This is a genomic window from Mycobacterium sp. B14F4 (assembly GCF_039871645.1).
Taxonomy (GTDB): Bacteria; Actinomycetota; Actinomycetes; order Mycobacteriales; family Mycobacteriaceae; genus Mycobacterium.
On the sequence record NZ_JBDPMF010000009.1, the window covers coordinates 22,228 to 38,011 of the forward strand.

General features: G+C 67.5%; 18 protein-coding genes. 5 read left to right on the forward strand and 13 right to left on the reverse strand.

Annotated features, from left to right (window positions below; genetic code table 11):
* Nucleotides 1–37: 37 nt before the first annotated feature.
* Nucleotides 38–484: an Lrp/AsnC family transcriptional regulator gene (locus ABGB19_RS21790; RefSeq protein WP_347688079.1), complete on the reverse strand. Its 447-nt coding sequence runs from the start codon at nt 482–484 to the stop codon at nt 38–40.
* Between the two features lie 113 nt (nt 485–597).
* Here ABGB19_RS21790 and ddaH point away from each other — a divergent pair, with 113 nt between their 5' ends.
* A complete protein-coding gene (gene ddaH, locus ABGB19_RS21795) occupies nt 598–1,458 on the forward strand; it encodes a dimethylargininase (RefSeq protein WP_347688080.1) in 861 nt (286 codons plus the stop codon).
* The gene (gene rocD, locus ABGB19_RS21800; RefSeq protein WP_347688081.1) at nt 1,455–2,675 is read left to right on the forward strand and encodes an ornithine--oxo-acid transaminase; all 1,221 of its coding nucleotides are present in this window, start codon (nt 1,455–1,457) and stop codon (nt 2,673–2,675) included. The genes ddaH and rocD overlap by 4 nt, the downstream gene beginning before the upstream one ends.
* Nucleotides 2,676–2,677: 2 nt before the next feature.
* Here the strand turns inward: rocD and ABGB19_RS21805 are convergent, their stop codons facing one another.
* Nucleotides 2,678–3,529 (reverse strand): mycofactocin-coupled SDR family oxidoreductase, encoded by an 852-nt coding sequence (locus ABGB19_RS21805; RefSeq protein ID WP_347688082.1) that lies wholly within the window; start codon nt 3,527–3,529, stop codon nt 2,678–2,680.
* Between the two features lie 83 nt (nt 3,530–3,612).
* A complete protein-coding gene (locus ABGB19_RS21810; RefSeq protein WP_347688083.1) occupies nt 3,613–4,479 on the reverse strand; it encodes an SHOCT domain-containing protein in 867 nt (288 codons plus the stop codon).
* Nucleotides 4,480–4,559: 80 nt separating this feature from the next.
* On the opposite strand from ABGB19_RS21810, the gene ABGB19_RS21815 reads away from it, so the two are divergent.
* Entirely contained in the window at nt 4,560–5,951 is a 1,392-nt protein-coding gene (locus ABGB19_RS21815; RefSeq protein WP_347688084.1) for an MFS transporter, read from the forward strand.
* Here the strand turns inward: ABGB19_RS21815 and ABGB19_RS21820 are convergent.
* The 8 genes from ABGB19_RS21820 to ABGB19_RS21855 all read right to left on the reverse strand — a co-directional run bounded on the left by ABGB19_RS21820 (nt 5,917) and on the right by ABGB19_RS21855 (nt 13,297).
* Nucleotides 5,917–6,768, reverse strand: a complete 852-nt coding sequence (locus ABGB19_RS21820; RefSeq protein ID WP_347688085.1) for a cutinase family protein — start codon at nt 6,766–6,768, stop codon at nt 5,917–5,919. The two genes, ABGB19_RS21815 and ABGB19_RS21820, sit on opposite strands and share 35 nt — an antisense overlap.
* 207 nt (nt 6,769–6,975) lie before the next feature.
* Nucleotides 6,976–8,166 (reverse strand): elongation factor Tu, encoded by a 1,191-nt coding sequence (tuf, locus tag ABGB19_RS21825; RefSeq protein ID WP_347688086.1) that lies wholly within the window; start codon nt 8,164–8,166, stop codon nt 6,976–6,978.
* 84 nt (nt 8,167–8,250) lie between these two features.
* Nucleotides 8,251–10,356, reverse strand: a complete 2,106-nt coding sequence (fusA, locus tag ABGB19_RS21830; RefSeq protein WP_347688087.1) for an elongation factor G — start codon at nt 10,354–10,356, stop codon at nt 8,251–8,253.
* A gap of 71 nt (nt 10,357–10,427) precedes the next feature.
* Entirely contained in the window at nt 10,428–10,898 is a 471-nt protein-coding gene (gene rpsG / locus ABGB19_RS21835; RefSeq protein WP_068145307.1) for a 30S ribosomal protein S7, read from the reverse strand.
* Entirely contained in the window at nt 10,898–11,272 is a 375-nt protein-coding gene (gene rpsL, locus ABGB19_RS21840; protein ID WP_135126427.1) for a 30S ribosomal protein S12, read from the reverse strand. The genes rpsG and rpsL overlap by 1 nt, the downstream gene beginning before the upstream one ends.
* Before the next feature lie 293 nt (nt 11,273–11,565).
* Nucleotides 11,566–12,153: a WHG domain-containing protein gene (locus tag ABGB19_RS21845; protein WP_347688088.1), complete on the reverse strand. Its 588-nt coding sequence runs from the start codon at nt 12,151–12,153 to the stop codon at nt 11,566–11,568.
* Between the two features lie 77 nt (nt 12,154–12,230).
* Nucleotides 12,231–12,767: a DUF3558 domain-containing protein gene (locus ABGB19_RS21850; protein WP_347688089.1), complete on the reverse strand. Its 537-nt coding sequence runs from the start codon at nt 12,765–12,767 to the stop codon at nt 12,231–12,233.
* Complete coding sequence (locus ABGB19_RS21855) at nt 12,764–13,297, reverse strand: DUF3558 domain-containing protein (protein WP_347688090.1); 534 nt, start codon at nt 13,295–13,297, stop codon at nt 12,764–12,766. The genes ABGB19_RS21850 and ABGB19_RS21855 overlap by 4 nt, the downstream gene beginning before the upstream one ends.
* A gap of 87 nt (nt 13,298–13,384) precedes the next feature.
* Here ABGB19_RS21855 and ABGB19_RS21860 point away from each other — a divergent pair, with 87 nt between their 5' ends.
* Nucleotides 13,385–13,819: a DUF3060 domain-containing protein gene (locus ABGB19_RS21860; protein ID WP_347688091.1), complete on the forward strand. Its 435-nt coding sequence runs from the start codon at nt 13,385–13,387 to the stop codon at nt 13,817–13,819.
* Complete coding sequence (locus ABGB19_RS21865) at nt 13,816–14,214, forward strand: DUF3060 domain-containing protein (RefSeq protein ID WP_347688092.1); 399 nt, start codon at nt 13,816–13,818, stop codon at nt 14,212–14,214. The genes ABGB19_RS21860 and ABGB19_RS21865 overlap by 4 nt, the downstream gene beginning before the upstream one ends.
* Before the next feature lie 35 nt (nt 14,215–14,249).
* Here ABGB19_RS21865 and ABGB19_RS21870 read toward each other — a convergent pair whose 3' ends face one another.
* Together ABGB19_RS21870 and ABGB19_RS21875 are read right to left on the reverse strand one after the other, a co-directional pair.
* A complete protein-coding gene (locus tag ABGB19_RS21870; protein ID WP_347688238.1) occupies nt 14,250–15,014 on the reverse strand; it encodes a crotonase/enoyl-CoA hydratase family protein in 765 nt (254 codons plus the stop codon).
* Nucleotides 15,015–15,049: 35 nt separating this feature from the next.
* Complete coding sequence (locus ABGB19_RS21875; RefSeq protein WP_347688093.1) at nt 15,050–15,784, reverse strand: PaaX family transcriptional regulator C-terminal domain-containing protein; 735 nt, start codon at nt 15,782–15,784, stop codon at nt 15,050–15,052.

The window sequence follows — 15,784 nt, forward strand, 5'->3', positions numbered from 1 at the left end:
GTTTGGTCCGGCACCCCGTGCTCGCCCGGCTTTCACCTCACCCGCGATCGCGATCGATGATGTTGGTCAGCACCACGATGCTCTCGCTGCGCTCGACGTCGGCCGCGGACCTGATCCGTTCGAGCGCCTCCTCGAGGTGGCGCATGTCGCGGGCCACCACGTGTAGTATCGCGTCCGCCGTGCCGGTGACGGTAGCGGCACTGATCACCTCCGGGATGTCAATCCACGACGCGCGCAACCGTTCTGGTGCGATCGTGCCGTGCCGGAACACCTGGACGTAGGCCTCGGTGGCCCAGCCCAACGCGCTGCGGTCGACGACCGTGGTGAAGCCGCGGATGACGCCGGTGTCGAGCAACCGGTCGACCCGCCGCTTCACCGCGGGAGCCGACAGGTTGACCTGCTCGCCGATCTCGGCATAGGTGGCCCGCGCGTCGTTGGTCAGTACGGCGAGAATCCGCTCGTCGGTCTCGTCGAGACGGTCCATGATCACCTCCGCGCAACAGATCGCCGCTAGCCGAGTTGCAGCACAACGATTCGATTGTAGACACGCAACGATCGGCGATTGATTGCGCAAACGGCGCGCCATACCGTTGATTCATGACGATGTCCCATGTCGACGCCTCGGTGCCGGCGTCCGACGTCGCCGCGCTGACGCCACGCCGTTCCACCACCCGTCGTTACGCCATGACGGCGCCGACGTTCTTCGCCGTCGAATACGCCATCAACCCGTGGATGGACACCTCGACATCCGTCGACACGCATCTGGCGATGGCCCAGTGGGAGACACTGCGCCGGACATACAAGGAACTCGGCCACATCGTCGAACTGATCGAACCCCTCGCCGGTCTGCCCGACATGGTGTACGCCGCCAACGGTGGCCTGCTCGTCAACGGCATCGCCGTCGTCGCGCGCTTCGCCTATCCGCAGCGCGCGGGCGAAGCGTCGGCCTATGCGGAGTGGATGACTCGCCACGGCTACGAACCCGCCGAGACCCGCCACGTCAACGAGGGGCAGGGCGACCTGTTGGCAGTCGGCTCGATCATATCGGCGGGACACGGCTTTCGCACAGACCGGCGTGCGCACGACGAGATAGCCGCGCTCGTCGGGATGCCGGTGGTCAGCCTCGAGCTGGTCGATCCGCGCTTCTATCACCTCGACACCGCGCTGGCCGTGCTCGATGACACCACCGTCGCCTACTACCCGCCCGCGTTCAGTGCGCGGTCACGGCGGCGATTGCTCGAGGTCTTCGCCGACGTGATCGAGGTGGGCGGTGCCGACGCCCACGTGCTCGGACTCAACGTCGTCTCCGATGGCCGCAACGTCGTCCTACCCGCCGCCGCCACGGGTTTCGCCGACCAGCTGCGGCGCGCCGGGTTCCGGCCCGTCGGCGTCGACCTCTCCGAACTTCTCAAGGGCGGCGGATCTGTCAAATGTTGCACGCTGGAGGTACATCCGTGACCGTGGTCGACACCCTCACCTCGGCGACCGAGGCGGCGATCGCCCTGGACGACCGCTACGTCGCACACAACTACTCCCCGTTGCCGATCGTCGCCGCCGGCGCCGAGGGCGCATGGATCACCGATCTCGAGGGCCGCCGCTACCTCGACTGCCTGGCGGCCTATTCGGCCGTGAACTTCGGCCACCGCAACCCGGAGATCACCGCCGTCGCGCACGCCCAACTGGACACCATGACCCTGGTGAGCCGCGCCTTCCACGCCGACCGCCTGGGCCCGTTCTGCGCCGCGCTGGCCGGCCTCTGCGGCAAGGACATGGTGCTGCCGATGAACAGCGGCGCCGAAGCCGTCGAAAGCGGCCTGAAGGTGGCCCGCAAGTGGGGTACCGACGTCAAGGGCGTACCCGCGAACGCATCGAACATCGTCGTGGCGCACAACAACTTCCACGGCCGCACCACCACCATCATCAGCTTCTCCGACGACGAGACCGCCCTCCGCGGCTTCGGCCCCTACACCCCTGGCTTCCGCGCCGCCCCCTTCGGCGACGCCGACGCGTTCGGCGACGTGATCGACGACCACACCGTCGCGGTGCTCGTCGAACCGATCCAGGGCGAGGCCGGGATCGTCGTGCCGCCGGATGATTTCCTGCCGCGGCTGCGAGAGTTGTGCAGCCGGCGCAACGTGTTGATGATCGCCGACGAGATCCAGTCGGGGCTCGCGCGCACCGGACGCACCTTCGCATGCGACCACTGGGGCGTCACACCGGATGTTTACCTTCTCGGCAAGGCCCTTGGCGGCGGGGTGATCCCGCTGTCAGCGGTGGTGGCGAACCGCGAGATCCTCGGCGTGCTGCATCCCGGCGAGCACGGCTCGACCTTCGGCGGCAATCCGCTCGCCGCCGCGATCGGTACGACGGTGGTCGCGATGCTTGAGCGCGGCGAATTCCAATCGCGGGCAACCGAACTCGGTAAGCGCCTGCACGGGCGGCTGGGCCGGCTGATCGGACACGGCGTCGTCGAGGTCCGAGGCAAGGGCCTGTGGGCCGGTGTGGACGTCCACCCGGCCCTGGGCAGCGGAAAGCAGATCAGCACGCGCCTCGCACAACGCGGGGTGTTGGTGAAGGACACCCACGGTTCGACGCTGCGGTTCGCACCGCCGCTGGTGATCACGGCCGAGGAGATCGACTGGGCCGTGGACCAGTTCGCCGCGGTCCTGACCTGAGTTCAGTGCTTCATCGCGCCGCGGTCGACGGCGATCTGGCTGCCCGACAGCGTCTTGGAGCCGTCACCGGCCAGCCACGCGACGACATCGGCCACCTCCTCGGGCTCCATGAACCCCTGCAGGCCCTTGTTCTGCTCCTCGACCGGGTTGTACGGCATGGGCGCGAAGCTGTGCAGGTAGCTCGGGTACTTGGCGAAGATCGCCATCATCGCGTCCTTCTCCACCATCGGCGTCTCGATCGAGTACGGGTGGATCGAGTTGACGCGGATCCCGAACTCCCCGGCCTCCATCGCCAGCGAGTTGGTCAGCGCGGTCAGGCCGTGCTTGGACGCCGCGTAGTGGGCGTTGCCCGGCGTCGCCTTCAGCCCGGCCGACGAGCTGACGATGATGACCGACCCGCCGTTGCCCGCTTCGATCATCGCGGGCAGGGCCGCCCGGATCGTGCGCCACGTGCCGTTGAGGTTGACGTCGATGACGGTGTCCCACTGCTCTTCCGACATCTCCCAGATGCGGCCCCAGCTCAGCACACCGGCGTTGGCCACCAGGATGTCCAGCCTGCCGAACTGCTCGACACCGTCGGCGACGACCTGTTGCAGCGCCGCCAGGTCGCGGATGTCGACCTCACGGGCGAGCACTTTGCGGCCCGTCGCCTCGACCTGCCGGACCGTCTCGGCGAGTTCCTCGGACGTGCCCAACGGGTAAGTGATGGTCTCCGAGATCGGCGCGCAGACGTCGATCGCGATGATGTCGGCGCCCTCGCTGGCCAGCCGGACGGCGTGCGCCCGGCCCTGCCCGCGCGCGGCGCCGGTGATGAAAGCCACGCGGCCTTCCAGGGGTTGGTTCGTCGCCGTCACCGCTGCTCCTTCCGGGATGCTGCCTTCACGCTAACAGCCGAACTGGAACGTGTTCTAGTGACCTGGCCTGGTCCGTCGCCGGTCTACAGGTCGGCGATGATCTGCTCGCGCTTGGCCGTGTACTCCGCATCGGAGATGGCACCGGTGGCGCGCAGCGTCTCGAGCTCCTGCAGCCGTTGTGCGGTCGAGGGCTCCGGCGGTGCCAGATACGAGGCCGCCGGCGCCTGAGCCGTCGGCGCCTGAGCCGTCGGCGCCTGGGCCGCCGGCATCGGGGCGGCAGGCGTCTGCTGAGCCGCGGCTCGGCGCACGACCTCCTGGACCTGTTGGCGCGCAGAGGGATTCGATCGCAGATCGATCATGTTGTTCAGGCCGATGTTATTGGCCTTGAGGATCTGCAGGATCTCCATCAGCGGGCCGGCCTGCCCGGTCAGGTCGTAGGTTCTGTTGTCCTCGGCGATGGTGAAGTTCGCCGGCATCAGGCCGCTGACCAAACCGCTGCGCTCCCAGTCGATCTGGTACTCGTTGGTCATCGGGTCGACCAGCGCCACCAGCTTGCGGTTGGTGATCATCGGCAGTCGCGAGATCGAGGCGATCACCCGGTCCTGCGAGGCGAACGGCGCGATTCCCGGGCCCGAGATCTGGAGGTCGAGTTTGACCAGCGGCTGCTCGTTGATGCGGGTGTTGGTCTCCTGGATGCCGGTCACCTGCGCCAGCGCGAGCACACCGGTCTGCTCGAGAGCGGCGGTCTTGGCCGCCGACTTGGCGCCCGCGGCGGTGATGGCCAGCGCGATGAGCACGTCGGCGGCGGTGATCAGCAAGCCGGCCCAGAACATCCACCGCAGCATCGGATCCGGGCCCGCGGCGAAGTAGATCGCCAAGAAGATCGGCCCGACGATGCCGCACAACAGAACGAACGCCTGGATCCGGACGTAACGCCAGAATGTGGACACGGGCCTGCTCCTGTCGCTCGCCAACCTGTCGCGTGACAGATTAACGCCGAACGACCGGTCGTGAGCCGTATCGTCGGTCAGTGACTTCGACGGAGGGCGTGCGCTCACGCGGGATTCTGGCCGCCGTCGCCCTGGCGTTGTTCTGCGTGCAGATCGACTACTTCGCGATGAATCTCGCCCTGCCCCGGATCGCGTCCGAGTTCGGAAGCAGTACGACCGACCTGCAGTGGGTGATCAGCGTCTACATGCTCGCGCTGGGCGCCTTCATGGTTCCCGCCGGCCGGATCGGCGACATCTTCGGACGCCGTCGCGCACTGCTGACGGGTGTGGCGCTCTTCGGGTTGGCCTCGGTGGCCTGCGCGCTGGCGCCGTCGCCGGCGATGCTCATCACCTTCCGGGCGGCGCAGGGCGTGGGCGCGGCGATGATCTTTCCGGTGTCGGTCAGCGTCCTGACGAACGCCTACGACACCGCGAAGGCGGGCCGGGCGATCGGACTGGCCTACGGGATAGCGGCTTTAGGCAACGCGGCCGGACCGCTGGTCGGGGGTCTGCTCACCGATTCGCTCGGCTGGCGGTGGATCTTCTGGCTGAATGTGCCGATCACTGCCATCTCACTCGTCGTCGGCGCACGGGTTATCACCGAATCCGTCGACGAGACCGCGCCCCGCCGGGTGGATGTCGCCGGGCTCGCGTTGGTCGTCACGGGCATCGGGTTGATCACGTTGACCTTCGACCGCGCGCCCGACTGGGGATGGTGGTCGACGTCGACGCTCGCCGCCTTCGCCGTATCACTGATCGTCCTGGTGGCATTCGTAGTCGTGGAGAACAGGGTCCGGTGTCCGCTGGTGGACCTGACCCTTGCGCGCAACCCACGATTCATGCTGCTGGTGGTGGCGGGCACGATCTCGAACATCGCCTACGCGGTCACGATCTTCCTCGCCACGGTGTACCTGCAGCAGGTCCGCGGGTTGGATCCGTTCACGGCGGGGCTGGTGTTCCTCGGACCGTCGGCGGCCGCGGCGATCGGCGGCGTACTCGCCGGCCGCCTGAGTGCCTCCCGCCCACCGGTCCTCGTCATGGGCATCACGAGTGTCCTTGCGGCAGTGAGCCTTGCGGCGCTGGCGGCGTCCGGCGGATGGGCGTTCTACCTCATCGCGCTCACGGCCTGCGGGCTCACCCTGGGTCTGGTCTATGCGTTCACCACCGTGGCGACGCAGGCGGTGGTGCGAGCGGAGCACGCGGGCGGAGCAGCCGGGGTGACCCTGACCGTGCTCGTGACGCTGGCGGGTGTCGCCGTCGCGGTGTCGGCGACCGTGTTGGAGATGTTGCAGCGCAGCGGCATGTCAGCCGGCGGCGCGATCGACACCATCCTCGGGGTGCTCTCGGCGCTGCTGCTACCCGCCGGCGTGGCGGTGCTCTTGATCGCTAAACGCGCGGCTACGGAGTCGCCGTCGTCGCGCCCATCGGCATGATCGGCTCGGCGATGGGAGCCTCGACGGCGGCGGCCGGTCCGAGGAGGTCGTACAGCGGCTGAGTCCAGCGGTACCCGCCGGTGCTGCGGGTGTAGCCGGTGTGGATGACCGTCGCGATCGGCGAGGTCTCCTCGGCTTCGGGGTCGTAGTCGCAGACCGCGTCGCCGAGTTCGCACACGCTGATCGTGCGGGCGCCGATGACCGGCGGAAGCGGCTGCGGAGCGTGGGCCAGAATCGGCCAGTCCTGCGCGACGCCCTTACCGGCGCCGGGCACGGACGTCACCGAGCCGATGTTGATCGTCGGGTCGGCGGGCAGCCGGTCACCGTCGGCGAGCAGCAGCGCACCCGCGACGTTGGGGTTCGCGCCGAGCGCGTGCAGGTTGCGGTGCACGACCATGGCGCCCTGTGAGTAGCCCGCGAGGATCACCTTCGACGTCGGGCACTTCGCGGAGAACTGCGCGTACTGGGCGCCGAGCGCCGTCGCCCCGGTGTCCACGCTGCCCATGAAGCCGAGCCAGTCGCCGACGCCGCCGTCGTCATCGGGCACGGCGACGGCGGGATACTCGACCGCCTCGGCCGTCATCGTGCGGCCATCGGCCGCCAGCACCCGCTGCAGGTCGCGGTACGACTGGTAGACGTCGTCTCCCATGCCCAGGTTGGCGGACAGGTCGCCGTCGCGCTGCCCGGACCCCGCCGCACCCATCCAGTGCACGTCGGGGCAGTCGGCCTGAGCGCCGGCGATACCGGCAGAGGCGCCGACGAAAGCGGCACCGGCGACCGCTGCGGCGCTTGCGATTGTGGTGAAACGACGGAACATCAAGCCCAACCCTTCTCTGCCCCGACCAGGGCATTCGGGAAGTACATCGGCTCAGCGGTCCCAGCCGTTACACCGCAACACCACCGCGAGACGTACACCAGGGTCGTGATCGTTGAGAAATCACAGCCCTCTTGTACGCCTCGCGAAACACACACGAAAACGGCGCCCACCCGAAGGTGAGCGCCGCTTCGCGGTACTTCAGTCAGATCACTTGACGATCTTGGTCACCCGGCCGGCGCCGACGGTACGGCCGCCCTCGCGGATCGCGAAGCGCAGGCCCTCGTCCATGGCGACGGGCTGGATCAGCTTGACGGAGATGTCGGTGTTGTCACCGGGCATCACCATCTCGGTGCCCTCCGGCAGCGTCACCACGCCGGTCACGTCCGTGGTGCGGAAGTAGAACTGCGGACGGTAGTTGTTGAAGAACGGCGTGTGCCGGCCACCCTCGTCCTTGGACAGGATGTAGACCTGACCCTCGAAGTCGGTGTGCGGCGTGGTGGTGCCGGGCTTCACGACGACCTGACCGCGCTCGACGTCCTCACGCTTGATGCCGCGCAGCAGCAGACCGACGTTGTCGCCGGCCTGGCCCTGGTCGAGCAGCTTGCGGAACATCTCGACACCGGTGACCGTGGTCTTGGTGGTCTCCGGGCGGATACCGACGATCTCGACTTCCTCGTTCACGTTGACCACGCCACGCTCGACGCGACCGGTGACCACGGTGCCGCGGCCGGTGATCGTGAAGACGTCCTCGACGGGCATCAGGAACGGCTTGTCGGTCTCACGGACCGGGTCCGGGATCGACTCGTCGACGGCGGCCATCAGCTCGACGATCGACTCGACCCACTTCTCGTCACCCTCGAGCGCCTTGAGCGCCGAGACGCGCACGACCGGGGCGTCCTCGTCGAACTCCTGGGCGGCCAGCAGTTCGCGGACCTCCATCTCGACGAGCTCGATGAGCTCCTCGTCGTCGACGGCGTCGGCCTTGTTCAGCGCGACCAGGATGTAGGGCACACCGACCTGGCGGGCCAGCAGCACGTGCTCGCGGGTCTGCGGCATCGGGCCGTCGGTCGCCGCGACCACCAGGATCGCACCGTCCATCTGGGCGGCGCCGGTGATCATGTTCTTGATGTAGTCGGCGTGACCGGGGGCGTCGACGTGCGCGTAGTGACGCTTCTCGGTCTGGTACTCCACGTGGGAGATGTTGATCGTGATGCCGCGCTGACGCTCTTCAGGCGCATTGTCGATCTGGTCGAATGCGCGCGACTCGTTCAAATCGGGATACTTGTCGTGCAGAACCTTGGTGATTGCTGCGGTCAGCGTGGTCTTGCCGTGGTCAACGTGACCGATGGTCCCGATGTTGACGTGCGGCTTCGTCCGCTCGAACTTCGCCTTCGCCACTGTGTTGTCCTCCTGGACTGTGTTGGTGCTTCTTGTAAAGCAGGTTTGATCTTTGCAGTTGTGGTTCGCCGCTCGGCAACCGGGCTACTGCCCCGTCGCCTTCGCGATGATTTCCTTCGCCACGGCCGCCGGAACTTCGGCGTACGAGTCGAACACCATGGAGTAGTTGGCCCGGCCCTGGGTCTTCGACCGAAGGTCGCCGACGTAGCCGAACATCTCCGACAACGGCACATGCGCCTTGACGACGCGCGCACCGGCCCGCTCCTCCATGGCCTGGATCTGACCACGGCGGGAGTTCAGGTCGCCGATCACTTCACCCATGTAGTCCTCGGGTGTGGTCACTTCGACCGCCATGATCGGCTCGAGGATCGCCGGCTGCGCGGCCTGTGCGGCCTTCTTCAGCACCTGCGAGCCTGCGACTTTGAACGCCATTTCCGACGAGTCCACCTCGTGGTAGGCCCCGTCGAGCAGAGTGACCTTCAGGTTCACCAGCGGGTAGCCGGCCAGCACGCCGTACTGCATGGCGTCCTGGGCGCCGGCATCCACCGACGGGATGTACTCACGCGGGATGCGGCCCCCGGTGACCTTGTTCTCGAACTCGTAGGTCGCGCCGTCCTCGCCCGCGAACGGTTCGAGGTTGATGAGCACCTTCGCGAACTGGCCGGAGCCGCCCGTCTGCTTCTTGTGGGTGTACTCGACCTTCTCGACCAGGCGCTTGATGGTCTCACGGTAGGCCACCTGCGGCTTGCCGACGTTGGCCTCGACCTTGAACTCGCGCTTCATCCGGTCGACGAGGATGTCGAGGTGCAGCTCGCCCATGCCGCCGATCACGGTCTGGCCGGTCTCCTGGTCCAGGTGCACCTTGAAGGTCGGATCCTCCTCGGCGAGCTTCTGGATCGCGGTGCCGAGCTTCTCCTGGTCGCTCTTGGTCTTCGGCTCGATGGCCACCTCGATCACCGGATCGGGGAAGGTCATCGACTCGAGCACGACCTGCTCGTTCGGGTCGCTCAGGGTGTCGCCGGTGGTGGTGTCCTTGAGCCCGATGACGGCGTAAATGTGCCCCGCGGAGGCCCGCTCGACCGGGTTCTCCTTGTTGGAGTGCATCTGGAACAGCTTGCCCAGCCGCTCCTTCTTGCCCTTGGTCGCGTTGATCACCTGCGAACCCGACTCGACGGTGCCCGAGTACACGCGGACATAGGTCAGCTTGCCGAAGAACGGGTGCGTCGCCACCTTGAACGCCAACGCCGAGAACGGCTCGTCGACGGACGGGTTGCGCGTGATCTCCTCGTCCTCCTTGCCGGGCACATGGCCGACGGCCGGCGGCACGTCCAGCGGCGACGGCAGGTAGTCGATCACCGCGTCGAGCATGGGCTGCACGCCCTTGTTCTTGAACGCGCTGCCGCACAACACCAGGTACGCCTCGGAGTTGATGGTGAGCTTGCGCAGCGCACCCTTGACCTCCTCGACCGACAGCTCTTCGCCGCCGAAGTACTTCTCCAGCAGCGCCTCGTCGGTCTCGGCGACCGCCTCGAGCAGCTTGGTGCGGTACTCGTCGGCCTTCTCGGCCAGCTCGGCCGGGATGTCGACGGTTTCGTAGGTTTCGCCGAGCTTCGTCTCGCCGCGCCACACCTTGGCCTTCATCTCGACCAGGTCGACGACGCCCTCGAAGTCACCTTCCGAGCCGACGGGCAGCTGGATGGGGATGACGTTGGCGCCGAGGCGCTCTTCCATCGTGCGCACGGAGAAGTAGAAGTCCGCGCCGACCTTGTCCATCTTGTTGACGAAGCAGATGCGCGGCACGTTGTACTTGTCGGCCTGGCGCCAGACCTGCTCGGACTGCGGCTCCACGCCTTCCTTGCCGTCGAACACCGCGACCGCGCCGTCGAGGACCCGCAGGCTGCGCTCCACCTCGACGGTGAAGTCGACGTGCCCGGGAGTGTCGATGATGTTGATCTGGTTGTCGTTCCAGAAGCAGGTGGTCGCGGCCGAGGTGATCGTGATCCCTCGCTCCTGCTCCTGCTCCATCCAGTCCATCGTGGCGGCGCCGTCGTGGACCTCACCGATCTTGTAGCTGATGCCGGTGTAGTAGAGGATCCGCTCGGTGGTCGTGGTCTTGCCGGCATCGATGTGGGCCATGATGCCGATGTTGCGGACCTTGGTCAGGTCAGTCAGCACGTCCTTCTGTGCCACAGAAGTCTTCTCTTTCGCTTGTATCTGTTGCTGTCTTCAGAACGCCCCGGCAACACCGCTGGGGCGTCGGATCACCAGCGGTAATGCGCGAAGGCGCGGTTCGCCTCGGCCATCTTGTGGGTGTCCTCGCGCCGCTTGACGGCGGCACCCAGGCCGTTGCTGGCGTCGAGGATCTCGTTCGCCAGGCGCTCGATCATGGTCTTCTCGCGGCGCTGCTTGGAGAAGCTCACCAGCCAGCGCAGCGCCAGCGTCACCGAACGGTCCGGCCGAACCTCGACCGGGACCTGATAGGTGGCGCCACCGACGCGGCGGCTCCGAACCTCGAGAGCGGGCTTGACGTTGTCCATGGCCCGCTTCAGGGTGACGACCGGATCGGTGCCGGTCTTCTCACGAGCCTGCTCGAGCGCACCATAAACAATGCGTTCGGCCAGCGATTTCTTCCCGTCCAGCAGAACCTTGTTGACGAGCTGGGTGACCAGCTGCGATCCGTAGACCGGATCGTTGACCAACGGACGCTTGGGCGCGGGTCCCTTGCGCGGCATCAGCTCTTCTCCTTCTTGGCGCCGTAACGGCTGCGGGCTTGCTTGCGGTTCTTGACACCCTGCGTGTCCAGCGAGCCGCGGATGATCTTGTAGCGCACGCCCGGCAGGTCCTTCACACGCCCACCACGCACCAGCACCATCGAGTGCTCCTGCAGGTTGTGGCCTTCGCCCGGGATGTAGGCGGTGACCTCGACCGCGCTGGTCAGCTTGACGCGCGCGACCTTGCGAAGCGCCGAGTTCGGCTTCTTCGGGGTGGTGGTGTACACGCGGGTGCACACACCGCGGCGCTGCGGGCTGCCCTTGAGGGCCGCGGTCTTCACCTTCGCGATCTTGTCGCGGCGACCCTTGCGGACCAGCTGGTTAATGGTTGGCATCTACCGGCTTTCTGTGTTGCTCGTCTGTCTCTGAGTCGTTCTTCAAGTCTCTGTACTGCTGTTTCAACCCGCCCGCGTCCCCCGCGATCGGGTGTGTCGCACGCGTCCGCCCCAAAATCTTCGAGGCGTCATGGACATGCGAATTGGCCTGGCGTGCAGGCACGCTTCACGGGTCTTCGCGTCGGACCGACCCGCAATGCGCCTTATCTGCCAGGCACGATCGTCCACAATACCAGCACACGGGCAGCGCTCCAAACCCGTCAGATCCACCCTAACCGCAGGTCAGGGCAGTTCTACCGCCGTTCCATCCCGGAGGCCAACCGCAGCACCATGTCGGTGAACACCGCGTCGGTGTCGATGCCGTTCATCACCCCGGTCATCTCGAGCAGCACGAAACCGTGCATGGCCGACCAGAACTCCAGCGCCGCATAGAACGCGTTCTCACCCTCGAGCCCATAGGACGCCAGCACCGAGATGACCGGCGCCGCGGCCGCGCGCGTCGCCTCGGTGAACTCCGGGTCGTCGCCGCCGAGCGGCATCCGGGTGAACGCTGAATAGCGGCCCGGATGGTGGTGTGCGTAGCTGCGGTAGGCGCTCGCCATGACCATCACCGCGTCGTCGCGGGTGCGGCCCTGCCCCACCGTGTTGAGCATGTCGATGATGTCGCCGACCACCCGCATTCGCACCGTTCGGCGCAGGTCGTCGAGGCTGTCGACGTGGTTGTACAGCGACGGTCCCTTGGTGCCGAGCTGGGTGGCCAGCGCGTTGATGGTCAGCGCGTCCCACCCCTCGCGGTCGAGGAACGTCAGGGCGGCGTTGACGATCGAGTCGCGGCTGAGCCGCGCCGGCCGCCGGGCCGGGGTGCTGGACGGCTGAGCCATGCGCGCCTCGCCCCCTGCCGTCTCGATACGCCCCGAATGGGCCCGCGAAAAAACTAACACCTCTAGTTTCGGTCAACTCAGTTGACGCGCTCTTGACTGAGCTCGGCGAGTTGCTCGGTGATCGAGCACAGGTCCGGCAGTGTCGCGGGGTTCATCGTCTGGATCGACCAGGTGATGACGTCGCCGCCTTTGGCCACGTAGAAGCTGCACGCGTTGGCGTCGGAGGCCTTGAATCCCTTGTTTCCGTCGACCGACAATTCGGTCAGCGTCCGGCCGGCCTGCTGTTCGAGCTTGCGCTCGGTGTCCATGTCGCTGCCGCGGTACCACCACGTCGAGATCCCCATGCCCGCGCCAACGGTGCCGAACACGGAGTTCTCCTGCCAGAAGCAGCCGGCGTCGCTGACCACGGTCTGGACGAACCCGGCGGAGCCGACCGCCTCGGCGATGTCGGCGTCGGTGATGCCGTTGCAGTCGACACTGTTGAACCCGCCGCCGGCAGCTGTCGGCGAGGGCGGTGTCGTCGGCGCCTCGTCGGCCGATCCGCAGCCGGCAAGAAGCACTGCGCACACCGCCGCCGCGCAGATCGTCGAGTACCGCGAAGACCGCACGGTCACATGTCCGCTCGCAGCGTGGCGGACAGCAGCTTCTCGGCCTCCGCGCAGGGATCGCCGGCCGCCGGCCCGCGGAACTGCACCCACCAACTAAGCACGCCGCTACCTGCGGCGGCGGTCGCCGAGCACGCCGCTCCGGTGATGTCGCGGCGCGCCGTGAACGCCTCATGCCGTTCCACCACCGCATCGGTGACCTTCGCGCCGCGTTGTGCGGCCAGCGCGCGCTCGCGGTCCAGCGTGCCGGTCTGAAACCACGAGTAGGTGGCGTCGACGGTCGAGTCGCCACGGAACAACACGTACTGGCAGACCGCGCCGCTGTAGGGGCGCATGACGCTGTCGGCGCCGAGGGTTTCCTGGACGGTCTCGTCGACCAGCAGGCCGCAGCGGTCGTCGACGTAGCCGTAGCTGCGGTCGGGATCGGGGACGGCGGATCGGGCCCGCTGCGCGCTTCCGTCGACGGTTTCAGCACACCCAGCCACCGTCACCACCGCTACGACCGCCGCGACAGCAATCGGACAAAACCGCCAACGCATCGCCGCCCACGCTACCCAGCCCGGTAGCCGATGGCGACTCGGGTGAACCGCTGTCGATCGCCCCACCCGCCACGTACGCTTCGGTGCATGATGTGGACTGTTGTCGCCCGGTCACTAGCGGCATCCGCCGTGCTGTTTCCGCTGATCCTCGCCTCGCCCGGCGCGCATGCACAACCGGTGGTCTGCAACCCGTTGGCGCGCAACTGCGCCGACACCGGTGTCGTCGGTGCCCATCGCGGCACCGACACCCACATCACGGGCGTCGGCGTCGTTGACACGATCGACTGCAAGAACTCCACGCTGCTCGTCAACGGGGCGAACAATCAGATCACCGCACTCGGCAGTTGCTGGGCGGTCACGATGCAGGGCAACAACAACGTCGTCGTGGCCGACAACGTCGTCAACGACGTGACGGTGTACGGCTGGGATCAGACGGTGCTCTACAAGAACGGTGCGCCGTTCGTGTGGGACCGCGGCCGCGAACTGGGCATGACGAACCGCATCAGCCGGGTACCCGCATGAGCATCCGCAACTATGTCTTCGCGGCGGCGCTGGCCGCCGTCGTCCTGGCCGGCTGCGGTTCGGAGAGTTCCGACACCAACACCCCGACCGGGACCGCCGGGTCGTCGGGCGCCCAGGTGGAGGTCGGCAACACCATCAACTACGGCTCGTTCGGTACGACGGCCGACATCGACTGCGCCGACGGCAAATCGCTCAACATCGGCGGCTCGAACAACACACTGACCGTCAAGGGCACCTGTGCCAACGTCAACATCGGCGGCGCGGACAACAAGGTCACGTTCGACCGGATCGACAAGGAGATCAGCGTCGTCGGCCTGAACAACACCGTCGCCTACAGAGACGGCGAGCCGAAGGTCAACGACACCGGCTCGAACAACAAGATCACCAAGGGCTGAGCCTCACTTTCGGCGCGCGGCGAGCGCGCAACCGATCAGGCGCCGGCGCCGTGACGGCCCGCTCCCGCGGCGAAACGCGCCGCGCCCTCGAGCGATTCGGCGGCAACCCGCGACATGCTGCCGAACTCGAAGTCCATGGCCTCGGCCTCGGACCGGCCCCACTGGTTGAGCATGGACAGCCGGTCGGCGCGCAGGCACTGCTGCGGCAGCCGCGCCAGTTCGGCGGCGAGTTCCTCGGCGCGTTGCCGCGCTTGGCCTTTGGGCACCACGCGGTTGGCCAGCCCGATCGACAGCGCCTCGGCGGCGTCGACGGCGCGGCCGGTCAGGATCAGGTCCATGGCGCGGCTGTGTCCGACCAGTCGCGGCAGCCGGACGGTCCCCCCGTCGATCAACGGCACCCCCCATCGACGGCAGAACACGCCCATGATCGCGTCCTCTTCGACCACCCGCATGTCGCACCACAGCGCCAACTCCAGGCCGCCGGCGACGGCGTAGCCGCTGACCGCCGCGATCACCGGCTTGGACAGCGCCATCCGGCTCGGCCCCATCGGGCCCGGGCCGGATCGATGCACGGGGTTGGCGTCGGGCGTGCCGAACGCCTTGAGATCCGCTCCGGCGCAGAAAGTTTCGTTGTCACCGCAGAGCACAGCGACCGACGCCGAGTCGTCCTTGTCGAACTCGTCGAACGCGGCGTAGAGGCCGGCGGCGGCCGGGCCGTTGACCGCGTTGCGCGCCTCGGGACGGTTCACGACCACCGTCGTCACCGGGCCGTTCCGCTCGACGCGCACTCCACCACCCAGACCCCCGGTCGCTACGCTCCTGTCCGCCGAATCCGTCATGTCGCCTCCATCAGTTCGTCGGTGTCGCGCCGCGCAGACAACTCCGCGGCGAAGTCGTTGTAGGCCCGGCGCAGCTCGGCGCCGGGCCAGCCGTCGGGCAGCAGTTCGGCGGGCAGCACCGGATCGGTGAGCAGGTGACGCACCATCGCGGCCGCGGCGACGAAGCGGCCGGGAACGTCGGTGGCCGAACCTATCTCGGCCAACAACCTGTGCCCGGTACGCGCCCATCCCGCAAGGTCCCAGAGCCGCCCCGCCAGGCCCGCCGGGTCGGCATCCCGCGACTGCATCACCCGCCCCCGGCGACGCGCTTCGGCAGGCACTGCCGCGTCCAGGTTGTCCGGCCGCATCCACACGCCCTCGCGCAGTTCGCCGAACCGGTTGTCGTGCAGGGTGTTCCGCAATGCCGCGCGGGTGCGGGCGTCGATGCCGACGCTGGTGATCACCAACGTCGTCCAGTCACCGGACCAGTCGCGCAGCGGGGGGTTGATCGCGTCGTCCTGGCGACGCTGCCGCGCCAGCAGCCGGTCCGACAACCGGTAGCCGTCCTCGGATCGCACCAGGTCGCCCGCGCCGACCATCCGCGTCAGGGCGACCCGCACCGTCGGTTCCCTGATGTCGAAATCCGCGGTGAGCCTGATCAGTTCGCTCGCGGTGGCCCACGCGGGGTGCGCGCCGAGCAGGACGCTCAACACGACGGAGCGGGCCGTCATCCGCGACAGCGACCTGGGCAT

Bases quoted from the DNA above. Each gene is read 5' to 3' on its own strand.
- ABGB19_RS21845 (WP_347688088.1), bottom strand. From the start codon at position 12,153: ATGGCTCAGCCGTCCAGCACCCCGGCCCGGCGGCCGGCGCGGCTCAGC.
- ddaH (WP_347688080.1), top strand. From the start codon at position 598: ATGACGATGTCCCATGTCGACGCCTCGGTGCCGGCGTCCGACGTCGCC.
- ABGB19_RS21865 (WP_347688092.1), top strand. From the start codon at position 13,816: ATGAGCATCCGCAACTATGTCTTCGCGGCGGCGCTGGCCGCCGTCGTC.
- ABGB19_RS21790 (WP_347688079.1), bottom strand. From the start codon at position 484: ATGGACCGTCTCGACGAGACCGACGAGCGGATTCTCGCCGTACTGACC.
- rpsG (WP_068145307.1), bottom strand. From the start codon at position 10,898: ATGCCGCGCAAGGGACCCGCGCCCAAGCGTCCGTTGGTCAACGATCCG.
- ABGB19_RS21860 (WP_347688091.1), top strand. From the start codon at position 13,385: ATGATGTGGACTGTTGTCGCCCGGTCACTAGCGGCATCCGCCGTGCTG.
- ABGB19_RS21855 (WP_347688090.1), bottom strand. From the start codon at position 13,297: ATGCGTTGGCGGTTTTGTCCGATTGCTGTCGCGGCGGTCGTAGCGGTG.
- ABGB19_RS21820 (WP_347688085.1), bottom strand. From the start codon at position 6,768: ATGTTCCGTCGTTTCACCACAATCGCAAGCGCCGCAGCGGTCGCCGGT.
- rpsL (WP_135126427.1), bottom strand. From the start codon at position 11,272: ATGCCAACCATTAACCAGCTGGTCCGCAAGGGTCGCCGCGACAAGATC.
- ABGB19_RS21875 (WP_347688093.1), bottom strand. From the start codon at position 15,784: ATGCCCAGGTCGCTGTCGCGGATGACGGCCCGCTCCGTCGTGTTGAGC.